The sequence below is a fragment of the Enterobacter sp. KB-221C9 genome, assembly GCF_041320715.1.
GTDB classification, from domain to species: Bacteria; Pseudomonadota; Gammaproteobacteria; order Enterobacterales; family Enterobacteriaceae; genus Enterobacter; species Enterobacter asburiae_D.
Map to the genome: position 1 here is coordinate 196841 of NZ_JBGIWG010000008.1, position 12936 is coordinate 209776.

The 12936-nt window shown below is 58.6% G+C and carries 12 protein-coding genes; 8 read left to right on the forward strand and 4 right to left on the reverse strand.

Translation table 11 applies throughout. The annotated features are described in order from the left end of the window. Positions 1 to 65: 65 nt before the first annotated feature. Positions 66 to 620 (reverse strand): N-acetyltransferase family protein, encoded by a 555-nt coding sequence (locus AB8846_RS14205; protein ID WP_331411894.1) that lies wholly within the window; start codon positions 618 to 620, stop codon positions 66 to 68. A gap of 112 nt (positions 621 to 732) precedes the next feature. Further along, complete coding sequence (gene dld, locus AB8846_RS14210) at positions 733 to 2481, reverse strand: D-lactate dehydrogenase (RefSeq protein WP_370732968.1); 1749 nt, start codon at positions 2479 to 2481, stop codon at positions 733 to 735. A 189-nt stretch (positions 2482 to 2670) separates the two neighbouring features. Here dld and bglX point away from each other — a divergent pair, with 189 nt between their 5' ends. The 5 genes from bglX (at position 2671) to AB8846_RS14235 (ending at position 8867) form a co-directional block, all read left to right on the forward strand. Next, complete coding sequence (bglX, locus tag AB8846_RS14215; RefSeq protein ID WP_370732969.1) at positions 2671 to 4968, forward strand: beta-glucosidase BglX; 2298 nt, start codon at positions 2671 to 2673, stop codon at positions 4966 to 4968. Positions 4969 to 5115: 147 nt separating this feature from the next. Then, positions 5116 to 6033 (forward strand): ABC transporter substrate-binding protein, encoded by a 918-nt coding sequence (locus AB8846_RS14220; RefSeq protein WP_370732970.1) that lies wholly within the window; start codon positions 5116 to 5118, stop codon positions 6031 to 6033. A 12-nt stretch (positions 6034 to 6045) separates the two neighbouring features. Further along, positions 6046 to 7203: an ABC transporter permease gene (locus tag AB8846_RS14225; protein ID WP_370732971.1), complete on the forward strand. Its 1158-nt coding sequence runs from the start codon at positions 6046 to 6048 to the stop codon at positions 7201 to 7203. Continuing rightward, the gene (locus AB8846_RS14230) at positions 7196 to 8146 is read left to right on the forward strand and encodes an ABC transporter ATP-binding protein (RefSeq protein ID WP_370732972.1); all 951 of its coding nucleotides are present in this window, start codon (positions 7196 to 7198) and stop codon (positions 8144 to 8146) included. Before AB8846_RS14225 ends, AB8846_RS14230 begins: the two co-directional genes overlap by 8 nt. Then, the gene (locus AB8846_RS14235; protein WP_370732973.1) at positions 8130 to 8867 is read left to right on the forward strand and encodes an ABC transporter permease; all 738 of its coding nucleotides are present in this window, start codon (positions 8130 to 8132) and stop codon (positions 8865 to 8867) included. Before AB8846_RS14230 ends, AB8846_RS14235 begins: the two co-directional genes overlap by 17 nt. Here AB8846_RS14235 and AB8846_RS14240 read toward each other — a convergent pair. Both AB8846_RS14240 and mlrA read right to left on the reverse strand, forming a co-directional pair. Beyond that, the gene (locus AB8846_RS14240) at positions 8842 to 8955 is read right to left on the reverse strand and encodes a protein YohO (RefSeq protein WP_008500895.1); all 114 of its coding nucleotides are present in this window, start codon (positions 8953 to 8955) and stop codon (positions 8842 to 8844) included. The two genes, AB8846_RS14235 and AB8846_RS14240, sit on opposite strands and share 26 nt — an antisense overlap. A 69-nt stretch (positions 8956 to 9024) precedes the next feature. Then, complete coding sequence (gene mlrA, locus AB8846_RS14245) at positions 9025 to 9765, reverse strand: HTH-type transcriptional regulator MlrA (protein ID WP_063143802.1); 741 nt, start codon at positions 9763 to 9765, stop codon at positions 9025 to 9027. 217 nt (positions 9766 to 9982) lie between these two features. Here mlrA and AB8846_RS14250 point away from each other — a divergent pair, with 217 nt between their 5' ends. From AB8846_RS14250 to AB8846_RS14260, 3 genes are read left to right on the forward strand one after another with little or no spacing between them, the layout of a single operon-like run. Further along, on the forward strand, positions 9983 to 11668 hold the full coding sequence (locus tag AB8846_RS14250) for a LytS/YhcK type 5TM receptor domain-containing protein (RefSeq protein ID WP_370732974.1): 1686 nt from the start codon (positions 9983 to 9985) through the stop codon (positions 11666 to 11668). Continuing rightward, positions 11662 to 12381, forward strand: a complete 720-nt coding sequence (btsR, locus tag AB8846_RS14255; protein ID WP_032658907.1) for a two-component system response regulator BtsR — start codon at positions 11662 to 11664, stop codon at positions 12379 to 12381. Before AB8846_RS14250 ends, btsR begins: the two co-directional genes overlap by 7 nt. Positions 12382 to 12428: 47 nt before the next feature. Further along, positions 12429 to 12899 carry a DUF1456 family protein gene (locus AB8846_RS14260; protein WP_370732975.1) on the forward strand — a complete coding sequence of 157 codons (471 nt, stop codon included), beginning with the start codon at positions 12429 to 12431 and terminating at the stop codon, positions 12897 to 12899. Positions 12900 to 12936 lie beyond the last annotated feature (37 nt).

Below are 12936 nucleotides of genomic sequence, written 5' to 3' on the forward strand. Positions count from 1 at the left end.
TTACCCGGCCTACAAAGACCTCGACACGTAGGCCCGGTAAGCGAAGCGCCACCGGGCGAAAGCGCCTACTCCGGCAGCGTCCAGTCTCCATCGTTGAGCGGGCGCTGCATAATCACCGTATCCCGCCAGTCGCCTTTCTTATACCCCACGCTGCGCAGCTGGCCGACAATCTCGAAGCCGTGCTTTTTATGCAGCCGCAGCGAGCCTGAATTATTGTTGCCATCTCCCACAACGGCAATCATCTGCCGCCACGGGCCTTGTTCGCAGCGTTCAATCAGCGCAGACATTAACGCCGAGCCAAAACCGCGCCCGGTAATGCTGGCATCCACGTAAATCGACTCTTCCAGGGTATAGCGGTAGGCGTGTCGCGGACGGTAAGGCGTGGCGTAACAGTAGCCCACCACGATGCCGCGATACAGCGCGATAAGCCACGGTAAACCGCTCTCAGCCACGCTTTTCATACGCTGACGCATTTCATCAACGGTGGGGGGAACTTCTTCAAATGACGCGCGCCCGTGAAGCACATGCCAGGCATAGATCGCGGCGATGGCATGCACATCATCGGGAAGGGCATCGCGCACTTCCAGTTCGGTCTCGGATAAAACATCAACAGCCGACATGATGTGCCTGCTCCTCGTTATAGAATGCCGGAGAAACGTTACTCCGGCGTCAGAGAGTCACTCTATTACGATTAAGGCGCGCGAAACAATCTCTCAAATTTGGCTGTAGGAATTAATCAGACGCTTGCGTTATGCGCTGCTCCGCATCTTCGCTCTCTTTCCAGTATTTCTTCCGCGTTGTTTTACCAATCCCGGGATTCATGCTGTTTGTAGGGTCATTCTCGCGATAAAACTGCTTAAGTGCGTCAGGGGCTTTATAAAGATGCCCGACGTTGTGTTCCGCAGGATATTGTGCGCCGCGTTCATGCAGCAAGGCGAGCATCTGCTCCTTCAGTTCGTGTGCATCGACCCCTTTCTTGACGATGTAATCCTGATGGAAGACATAACACATAAAGTGGCCGTAATAGAGCTTATGCACCAGCTTGCTGTCGATTTCCGGTGGGAGGTGCTCAAACCACTCGGTGTCGTTACGGCGCAGGGCGATATCCAGCGCCAGAATATCTTCCACCTCTTCGGAATGCACCGCCTGATAGCGGATGGCGGCGCCTGCGGCGGCAAAACGGTGCAGGAAGGCTTTGCTGCCTTCTTCCGGCGTACAGGCAAAGAAATCGCCTTCGGCGGTTTTGAAAAATTCAGTCAGCCAGGTCTGCGCTTCGGCAATCCCGTCTCCGGCCATCTTCAGCAGCAGATGGTGCTCATACTTGTCACGCCAGGCTTTCATTCGCTCCGGTAAATGCGCCGGGAAAACGTTGCCCAGCTTCTGCATAAAGCGGTCGGTGAAGTGGGGTTTGAACAGCGACACTTTTTCGAGCATCGCGTCGGTGCGGCCCTTCATGGTGAAGAAGAACGGCATTTTGTCGGTGCCGAGCTTGTCGATCATCAGGAACGTATCTTTGCCGTAACGCTCGGCGATGTCGTAAATGTCCCGGTGCATGTACTCGCCCGCTACCGGCAGATGGGTAAATTCCCCCAGAATATGACGGCGGATCTCCGTCAGAACCTCAGGCTGATTGGTACCGATGTAAAACACCTGCTGCTTTTTCTCTGCCGGGAAGGTATCCAGACGCACGGCAAAAACGGCAAGCTTCCCGGCGCAGCCGGAGGATTCAAACAGGCGGTCCGGGTCGGCGTTATAGCGCGCAGGCGTATCCGCGTCGATATCCCGCACGCGGGTCACGTAGTCGTGATCGTGCGCATGACGGCCATCGTGCTGCACGTCTTCGTCCTTCACGCGATCGTCATCAAGCTTGCTGAGGATCTGCTCTGGCGTCACGCCGAGATCAATCCCCAGGTGGTTCACCAGCGTCAGCTTGCCGTTTTCGTCAATACGGGCAAACAGCGACATCTCGGTGTAGGCCGGGCCGCGCTGCACCAGCGAGCCGCCGGAGTTGTTGCAGATCCCGCCGACCACCGAGGCGCCAATACAGGAGGAGCCAATCACCGAGTGCGGCTCACGGCCCAGCGGCTTAAGCGCTTTTTCCAGGGAGTAGAGCGTCGTGCCGGGGAACGCGAGCACCTGCTCGCCTTTATCCAGCAGGTGAAGCTTGTCGAGGCGCAGGGTGCTGATAATCACGATGTCGCGATCGTAATCGTTGCCGTTCGGCGTAGAGCCTTCGGTCAGGCCGGTATTGGCGGCCTGCATTAAAATAATCTTGTCGGCGGTGACGCAGGCGCTCAGGACGCGCCACAGATCCAGCAGCGTGCCGGGGAACACCACGGCCAGCGCCTCGCCCTGACCGGAGCGGAAGCCCTTACGGTAGCGGGCGGTTTTGGCCGGGTCGGTAAGCAGGTGAGAGGAGCCAACCAGGCGCGACAGTTCGTTAATAAAAGTCGTGTTATCGTTTGTTCGAACAGAAGACATCTTCCACTCCTTGTGGTGGGGCAAATTTCTCGTTTTAAAGCATAGCGCGATTAACTGTTAAGCGGTCGAGTATTCACGAGAAAAATCAGAGAATAACCCTGCAACGTTCTGAGGGTTTATGGCACACTGCGCTTTTCGCACGGTATGGCCGAGATCGTCCGGCGGTTATTGATGAGAGAGTAAAACGACATGAAATGGCTATGTTCTGTAGGTGTCGCCGTCAGCCTGGCGCTGCAACCTGCGCTGGCAGAGGATTTGTTTGGCAATCACCCGCTCACGCCTGAAGCACGGGACGCGTTTGTCACGGAATTGCTCAAGAAAATGACGGTCGATGAGAAAATCGGCCAGCTGCGTCTTATCAGCGTCGGCCCGGATAACCCGAAAGAGGCCATCCGTGACATGATTAAAGAGAGCCAGGTGGGGGCGATTTTTAACACCGTCACCCGTCAGGATATCCGCAAAATGCAGGATCAGGCGATGGAACTCAGCCGCCTGAAAATTCCGTTATTCTTCGCCTATGACGTGCTGCACGGCCAGCGAACCGTCTTCCCCATCAGCCTCGGCTTAGCCTCCTCCTTTAACCTCGACGCGGTGAAAACCGTCGGGCGCGTGTCGGCCTATGAAGCGGCGGACGACGGCCTGAACATGACCTGGGCGCCAATGGTGGACGTCTCGCGCGATCCGCGCTGGGGCCGTGCGTCGGAAGGCTTTGGCGAAGATACGTATTTAACGGCCACGATGGGGAAAACCATGGTGGAAGCGATGCAGGGCAAAAGCCCGGCAGACCGCTACTCGGTGATGACCAGCGTCAAACACTTCGCGGCCTATGGCGCAGTGGAGGGCGGCAAAGAGTACAACACCGTCGACATGAGCCCGCAGCGCCTGTTCAACGACTACATGCCGCCGTACAAGGCAGGGCTGGATGCGGGCAGCGGTGCGGTGATGGTCGCGCTGAACTCGCTGAACGGCACGCCTGCGACGTCCGATTCCTGGCTGCTGAAAGACGTGCTGCGCGACCAGTGGGGCTTTAAAGGCATCACCGTTTCTGACCACGGCGCGATTAAAGAGCTGATCAAACACGGTACCGCCTCCGATCCGGAAGACGCCGTGCGCGTGGCGCTCAAGTCCGGCATCAACATGAGCATGAGCGACGAGTACTACAGCAAATACCTGCCGGGGCTGGTGAAGAGCGGCAAGGTCACGATGGCGGAGTTGGACGATGCCGCGCGCCACGTGCTGAACGTGAAATACGACATGGGGCTGTTTAACGATCCATACAGCCACCTGGGGCCGAAGGATTCTGACCCGGCAGATACCAACGCCGAAAGCCGTCTGCACCGCAAAGAGGCGCGTGAAGTGGCGCGCGAAAGTCTGGTGCTGCTGAAAAACCGCCTCGACACGCTGCCGCTGAAAAAATCCGGCACCATTGCCGTGGTGGGCCCGCTGGCCGACAGCAAGCGCGACGTGATGGGCAGCTGGTCTGCCGCGGGCGTGGCCGATCAGTCCGTGACCGTGCTAACCGGGATCAAGAGTGCCGTGGGTGATAACGCGAAGGTGGTGTACGCCAAAGGGGCGAACGTCACCAACGATAAAGACATCGTCACCTTCCTCAACCAGTACGAGGAGGCGGTGAAGGTCGATCCGCGCACGCCGAAGGAGATGATCGACGAGGCGGTGAATACCGCGAAGCAGTCTGACGTGGTTGTGGCGGTTGTGGGCGAAGCGCAGGGTATGGCGCACGAGGCCTCCAGCCGTACCGATATCACCCTTCCGCAGAGCCAGCGCGATCTGATCGCCGCCCTGAAAGCCACCGGCAAGCCGCTGGTGCTGGTACTGATGAACGGGCGTCCGCTGGCGCTGGTGAAAGAGGATCAGCAGGCTGACGCTATTCTGGAAACCTGGTTCGCCGGTACCGAAGGCGGTAACGCCATCGCCGACGTGCTGTTTGGTGATTACAACCCGTCTGGCAAGCTGCCGATGTCCTTCCCGCGCTCCGTCGGGCAGATCCCGGTCTACTACAGCCACCTGAACACCGGTCGTCCGTACAACGCCGACAAGCCGAACAAGTACACGTCTCGTTACTTCGACGAAGCTAACGGCCCGCTGTATCCGTTTGGTTACGGCCTGAGCTACACCACCTTCAAGGTCTCTGACGTGAAAATGTCGGCACCGAGCCTGAAGCGTGACGGCAAAGTTACCGCCAGCGTTGAGGTGACCAACACCGGCAAGCGCGAAGGGGCGACGGTGATTCAGATGTACGTTCAGGATGTCACCGCGTCGATGAGCCGTCCCGTGAAGCAGCTGCGCGGCTTCGAGAAGGTCAACCTGAAGCCTGGCGAAACCCAAACCGTCAGCTTCCCGATTGACGTGGATGCGCTGAAGTTCTGGAACCAGCAGATGAAATACGATGCGGAACCCGGCAAGTTTAACGTCTTTATCGGCGTGGATTCCGCCCGCGTGAATAAAGGCGAGTTCGAGCTGCTGTAACCTTTCTCTCCTTTGCATCCCCCGTTCTGCGGGGGATGCGTCTTACCTTATGCTAAAAAGGCATTTTGACGGTTAATTCGGCCGTTTTAAGCTACGCTTTTCTCTCAAGCCTCTGAAAAAGGCAGCAAAATAAATGAGGATAGTAGAATGACGATGGCAAAGGGGATGTTGGGATCTGCGATGCTGCTGGCGGCGCTGAGTCTGCCGCTACAGGCGGCGGAGCCGGTAAAAGTGGGCTCAAAGATCGATACCGAAGGGGCGCTGCTCGGCAATATTATTTTGCAGGTGCTGGAAAGCCACGGCGTGAAAACCGTCAATAAAGTCCAGCTTGGCACCACGCCCGTCGTGCGCGGCGCGATCACCTCCGGCGAGCTGGATATCTATCCGGAATACACCGGCAACGGCGCGTTTTTCTTCAAAGATGAAAACGATCCGGCTTGGAAAAACGCTAACGCCGGGTATGAAAAAGTCAAAAAACTCGACGCGGAACAGAACAAACTGGTCTGGCTGACCCCGGCCCCGGCCAACAACACCTGGACTATCGCGGTGCGTAAGGACGTGGCGGAGAAAGGTAAGCTGACCTCGCTGGCGGATCTCAGCCGCTACCTGAAAGAGAAGGGCGACTTTAAGCTTGCGGCGTCCGCGGAGTTTATCGAGCGTCCTGACGCGCTGCCCGCGTTTGAAAAAGCCTATGGCTTCAAGCTCGACCAGCCGCAGCTGCTCTCTCTGGCGGGCGGGGATACTGCGGTGACCATCAAGGCGGCGGCGCAGCAAACCTCTGGCGTTAACGCGGCCATGGCCTACGGTACCGACGGCCCGGTTGCGGCGCTCGGTCTGCAAACCCTGACCGATCCTAAGGGCGTACAGCCGATTTACGCCCCGACTCCGGTTGTGCGTGAGTCGGTGCTGAAAGCCTATCCGGAGATTGCCGACTGGCTTAAGCCGGTCTTCGAAAAGCTGGATGAAAAAACGCTGCAGCAGCTGAATGCCAGCATTGCCGTCGAGGGGCTGGATGCCAAGAAAGTGGCCGCTGACTTCCTGAAACAACAAGGGCTTGTGAAGTAACGGGAAAGGGCTGTGCCAATAAAATGTCATAACCGCGTACTGCTGCTGTTGGCCTGCGTGGCCATCGCGGCAGTCGCGCTGCCGTTTGTGAATGTCGCCCCTAACCGCCTGATGTCAGGGGAAGGGCGCTATCTCTGGGAAGTGTGGGCGTTCACGCCGTGGTGGCTGGCGGCGGCGCTGGGCGCGTGGGTGGCGCTATCGCTCTGGCAAGGGCGTACGGCGCAGTGGCTGACGCTGCTCCTCGCGGAAGGGCTGTTTATCATCCTGTTCTGGGGGGCCGGACAGGCGGCGACGCATATGGCGTCGGCGGAAAGTCCGCTGGCGAGAACCACGGTGGGCAGCGGCCTCTGGCTGTGGCTGGCGCTGTGCCTGCTGGCAAGCAGCGATGCCATTCGTCGACTCATCTCCAGCGCCGTCTGGCGCTGGGTGCTCAACGCGCAGATATGGTGCATTCCACTTTTCCTGCTGTTCAGCGGTGAGCTGAACAATCTCTCGCTGTTAAAAGAGTACGCCAACCGTCAGGAGGTATTTGATGATGCCCTGGCGCAACACCTGACGATCCTCTTCGGCACGCTCTTTCCGGCGCTCCTGCTCGGGATACCCCTGGGCATGTGGTGCTATCGTCATCCTTCACGCCAGGGCGGGGTTTTTGCCGTACTCAACGTTATCCAGACCATTCCTTCCGTTGCGCTGTTTGGCCTGCTGATTGCCCCGCTGGCCGGGCTGGTGAAGTCATTTCCGGCGCTGGGAACGCTCGGCATAGCCGGAACGGGGTTAACGCCCGCGCTCATCGCGCTGGTGCTGTATGCGCTGTTGCCGCTGGTGCGCGGCGTGGTCGCGGGCCTGGGCCAGGTCGCGCCGGATGTGCTTGAAAGCGCCCATGCGATGGGGATGAGCACACGGCAGTGTTTCTGGAAAATTCAGCTCCCGCTGGCGCTGCCCCTGCTGCTGCGCAGCCTGCGGGTGGTGGCGGTACAAACCGTCGGCATGGCGGTGATTGCGGCGCTGATTGGTGCGGGCGGCTTTGGCGCGCTGGTGTTCCAGGGGCTGCTGAGCAGTGCGCTCGATCTGGTGTTATTGGGCGTGGTTCCCACGATTGCGCTGGCGGTTGTCGTCGACGCGCTGTTTGCCTTATGGCTCGCGCTGCTCAGGAGAAGAGCCAATGATTGAATTTCATGATGTCAGTAAAACCTTTGCAGGTCGCCCGGCGGCGAGCCACCTGAACCTCAACTTTGCCGAGGGCGCGTTTTCCGTGCTGATTGGCACCTCGGGCTCGGGAAAATCCACCACCCTGAAGATGATCAACCGGCTGGTTGAGCATGACAGCGGGTTGATCCGCTTTGCGGGAGAAGAGATCCGCAGCCTGCCGGTGCTGGAGCTGCGCCGTCGGATGGGCTATGCCATTCAGTCTATCGGTCTCTTTCCCCACTGGACGGTGGCGCAGAACATCGCCACCGTGCTGCAGCTGGAGAAATGGTCGCGGGCAAAAATCGCTGACCGGGTGGATGAACTGATGTCTCTGCTGGGGTTAGAGCCCGCGCTGCGCGACCGCTATCCTCATCAGTTATCCGGAGGCCAGCAGCAGCGCGTGGGCGTGGCGCGCGCGCTGGCGGCCAACCCCCAGGTGCTGCTGATGGATGAACCCTTCGGTGCGCTGGACCCGGTCACGCGCGGGGCGCTACAGGCAGAGATGACCCGCATTCACCGCATTCTCGGACGCACGATCGTTCTCGTGACGCACGATATTGATGAAGCGCTGCGCCTGGCCGACCATCTGGTGCTGATGGATCATGGCGAAGTGGTGCAGCAGGGCTCGCCGCTTGAGCTATTAACATGGCCGAAGAACGACTTTGTGCGCGAGTTTTTTGGCCGCAGCGAGCTGGGCGTGAGGCTGCTCTCCCTGCGGACGGTCAGCGACTATATGCGTCGGGAGGAGGCATCGGTGAGCGGCGAACCGCTGCAGGCGCAGATGAGCCTGCGGGATGCTCTCTCCGCATTTGTCGCGCGCCAGTGCGAGGTATTGCCCGTCTCGGACTCCGGCGGGGCGCCGTGCGGAACCTTACATTTTCGCGATCTGCTGGCCGGGGAGGTGACGCGTGAAGGCACTGCGTGATCCGCTCCTCTGGCTGGTAGCGCTCTTTATCGCCTTACTGCTTCTGATGCCTCACAGCGCGGCGCTGTTTAATACCCTTTTTCCCGGGCTGCCGCGGCCGGTCTATCAGCAGGAGAGCTTTATTAATCTCGCCCTGGCGCATCTCTGGCTGGTGGCGCTCTCAAGCGCCATCGCGGTTGTGTTGGGGGTGGGGGCAGGTATCGCCGTCACGCGGCCTGCGGGCAAGGAGTTTCGTCCGCTGGTGGAGACGATAGCGGCCATTGGTCAGACGTTTCCCCCGGTGGCGGTGCTGGCGATAGCGGTTCCGGTGATGGGCTTTGGCCAGCAGCCCGCCATTATTGCGCTGATTTTATACGGCGTATTGCCGGTGCTGCAGGGCACGCTGGCGGGCCTCGCGGCGGTACCGGCGTCGGTGCTGAGCGTGGCTGAAGGGATGGGGATGAGTCGAGGCCAGCGGCTGCGCAAGGTTGAACTGCCGCTTGCGGCACCGGTTATCATTGCCGGGATCCGCACGTCGGTCATTATTAACATCGGGACGGCAACCATTGCGTCAACTGTAGGTGCCAATACGCTGGGAACGCCGATTATTATCGGCCTGAGCGGGTTTAATACGGCTTATATTGTGCAGGGGGCGGTGCTGGTCGCGCTGGCGGCAATCGTCGTCGATCGCCTTTTTGAGCGGCTGGCGCTGTACCTCAGCCGACACCGCCGCGAACAATAAACGAATATCCTGCCAGCATCACGCCGCCGATACCGCTCACGGCCATCAGGACAAAAAGGGTAATAATGGCCAGTTTGGTTGCCTTCATCATGTGCTCCTGTTGTTAACGGAACAATTATACGGTGAAGCGCAGCTGTTAATGAACCATTAAATGCCGTTATGGCTCATCCGGGCCAAGGGAATAAACCGGGTAACCATTCTCGCGCCATTCCGTCAGCAGCTGTTGCTGCGTGGCGGAGGGCACTTCACCACACCAGACCAGCAGGGTCTGGCCGTCGAAAAACTCGGGCTTAAGCTGCGCCAGCGAGTGCGCCAGGACATCCACGCGCCAGCCCTTCTGGGTCGCAATCCACGCTTCCAGCCACAGGCGGGTGGTATCGTGCACGTTCCAGCCGACCACCAGCGCATCTTTTCCGGCTTTGTTCTTCGCCGAGGCAAGGCAGACGGCAATGTAGTTGATCAGCACCCCGTCGAGCATGCTGAGCAGCGCCTGCAGGGTGGACTGCTGGCACTGCAGGCGTCGACGGAGCGGAATGAAAAGGTGGTTGATCAGCGTCTGTGCCGGATAATCACGGCCTTGTTCTTTTATCCATGCGCGCAGGCGCTGAAGATTGCCCGCCTGCAGGAGTCGCAGCAGGGTTTCCTGCTGTTCGCGCCAGAGGTGATGCGTGTCCGGATCGTCGTGGCTCAGCAGGGACTTCACCTTGCCGACCTGCACCCCGTTGTCGATCCAGCTTTTAATTTCACGAATGCGGTCGATATCGGCCTCATTGAAAAGGCGATGCCCACCGTCGGTCCTCTGCGGTTTGAGTAATCCATACCGTCTCTGCCACGCCCGTAGGGTAACGGGATTGATATCACAAAGGAGTGCCACTTCACCTATTGTGTAAAGCGCCATATTCGCCCCCTGGCTTACGCGTCCCCAGCTTAACTGTAGACTCACTTTGGCGAACCAGGAAGGATTGGTTGATTTTTGAACAAACAATGCGAAGCATGTGCGATATTCTGAAAAAGGTGTGATAACGGACACGATTTTGCGCTTTTTTGGGATGCTTCAAAGAAAGTAAACCCGCATCAGTGTATGTTACGCGTTTTTAGCGTGTGCGGTTTTGAGTATGTACGAGTTTAATCTGGTGCTGCTGTTGCTTCAGCAGATGTGCGTGTTTCTTGTCATTGCCTGGCTGATGAGCAAAACGCGCCTGTTTATCCCGCTGATGCAGGTCACCGTACGTCTGCCGCATAAGCTGCTCTGCTACGTCACCTTCTCTATTTTCTGCATCATGGGGACCTATTTTGGTCTTCATATCGAAGACTCTATTGCCAATACGCGCGCGATCGGCGCGGTGATGGGCGGACTGCTGGGTGGTCCCGTCGTCGGTGGCCTTGTCGGTTTAACCGGGGGACTGCATCGCTATTCCATGGGCGGGATGACGGCGCTCAGCTGCATGATCTCCACGATCGTGGAAGGGCTGCTCGGCGGGCTGGTGCACAGCTACATGATCAAACGCGGCCGCCCGGATAAAGTCTTCAGCCCGCTCACCGCTGGTGCGATTACCTTTGTGGCCGAAATGGCGCAGATGGCGATCATTCTGCTCATTGCCCGTCCGTTTGAGGATGCGCTGCACCTGGTCAGCAGCATTGCCGCCCCGATGATGGTAACCAACACCGTGGGCGCGGCGCTGTTTATGCGTATTCTGCTCGACAAGCGCGCCATGTTTGAGAAGTACACCTCGGCGTTTTCCGCCACGGCGCTAAAGGTCGCTGCCTCGACCGAAGGGATCTTGCGGCAGGGATTTAACGAAGAGAACAGCATGAAGGTCGCGCAGGTGCTCTACAAGGAGCTGGATATCGGCGCGGTGGCCATAACCGACCGCGAGCGGCTGCTGGCCTTTACCGGCACAGGGGACGATCATCATCTGCCGGGTAAACCGATCTCCTCAGCCTACACGCTGCGCGCCATTGAAACCGGTGAAGTGGTGTATGCCGACGGTAACGAAGTGCCTTACCGCTGTTCGCTGCATCCGCAGTGCAAGCTGGGCTCCACGCTGGTGATTCCGCTGCGCGGGGAAAATCAGCGTGTGATGGGCACCATCAAGCTGTATGAGGCGAAAAACCGTCTGTTCAGCTCGATCAACCGCACCCTGGGGGAGGGGATCGCCCAGCTGCTGTCAGCGCAAATTCTCGCCGGGCAGTATGAACGGCAGAAAGCGCTGCTGACGCAGTCCGAAATTAAGCTGCTGCATGCCCAGGTCAACCCGCATTTCCTGTTCAATGCCCTCAACACGCTTAAAGCGGTGATCCGCCGCGACAGCGATCAGGCCGCGCAGCTGGTGCAGTTTCTGTCGACCTTTTTCCGCAAGAACCTGAAACGGCCGTCGGAGATCGTCACCCTCGCCGATGAGATTGAGCACGTGAATGCGTACCTCCAGATCGAGCAGGCGCGTTTCCAGTCGCGCCTGCAGGTGACGCTCTCCGTTCCGGACGAGCTGGCGCATCAGCATCTTCCGGCCTTTACCCTGCAGCCTATTGTCGAAAACGCCATTAAACACGGCACGTCACAGCTTCTGGGGACAGGGGAGATAACCATTGCCGCCAGCCGTTTTAATCACCATCTGGTGCTGGATATTGAAGATAATGCCGGGCTTTACCAGCCTTCCGCCTCCGGCGGTTTAGGGATGAGCCTGGTGGATAAACGCCTGCGCGCGCATTTTGGCGACGACTGCGGTATTACCGTCGCCTGCGAGCCAGACCGATTTACCCGTATTACCGTACGACTGCCGCTGGAGGAAAACGCATGTTAAGAGTGCTGATTGTGGATGACGAGCCGCTGGCACGGGAAAACCTGCGCGTTCTGCTGCAGGAGCAGCCTGATATTGAGATTGTGGGGGAGTGCGCGAACGCGATTGAGGCCATCGGCGCGGTGCACAAACTGCGCCCGGACGTGCTGTTCCTTGATATTCAGATGCCCCGCATCAGCGGGCTGGAGATGGTCGGCATGCTCGACCCGGCGCATCGCCCCTACATCGTGTTTCTGACGGCGTTCGACGAATATGCCGTTAAGGCCTTCGAGGAGCACGCGTTTGACTATTTACTCAAGCCGATTGAAGAGACGCGTCTGGAAAAAACGCTCACCCGTTTACGCCAGGAGCGAACCGTACAGGACGTTACGCTGCTGCCGGAAAACCAGCAGCCGCTGAAGTTTATCCCCTGCACCGGGCACAGCCGGATCTATCTTTTGCAGATGGATGATGTGGCGTTCGTCAGCAGCCGCCTGAGCGGGGTGTTTGTCACCAGCGCGGAAGGGAACGAAGGGTTTACCGAACTGACCCTGCGCACGCTGGAGAGCCGTACGCCGCTTATCCGCTGCCATCGCCAGTATCTGGTGAACATGGCGCACCTGAAGGAGATCCGCCTGGAAGATAACGGCCAGGCCGAGCTGGTGCTGCGTGCCGGGCAAACGGTACCCGTCAGCCGTCGCTATCTGAAGAGTTTGAAAGAGGCGATTGGCCTGTAAAGCTGGTACACTGCGCGCCATTGCAACATCGACAGTTAAAGGCACTCATGATTAGTAATGACATTCTTCGTAGCCTGCGCTACACCCTGAAAGCAAACAATAACGACATGGTGCGCATTCTTGCGTTGTCCGATATGGAAGCCACGTCTGCAGGTTTCGATACCTGGATGACCAAAGAAGATGAAGAGGGCTTTGTTCGCTGCCCGGACATTATTCTGTCGGGGTTCCTGAACGGTTTGATTTACGACAAGCGTGGCAAAGATGAGTCTGCGCCAGAGCTGGCGCTGGAGCGTCGCGTGAACAACAACACGGTGCTGAAAAAGCTGCGCATCGCGTTCTCGCTGAAAACGGACGACATTGTGGCGATCATGACGGAGCAAAAATACCGCGTATCCGTGCCGGAAGTGACCGCCATGATGCGCGCGCCGGACCACAAAAATTACCGCGAGTGCGGCGACCAGTTCCTGCGTAATTTCCTGCGCGGGCTGACCCACCGGGTGCATCACCCGAAGGGGTGATTGCGGAATGGGGGCGGCCTGATGCCCTCACCCCGAC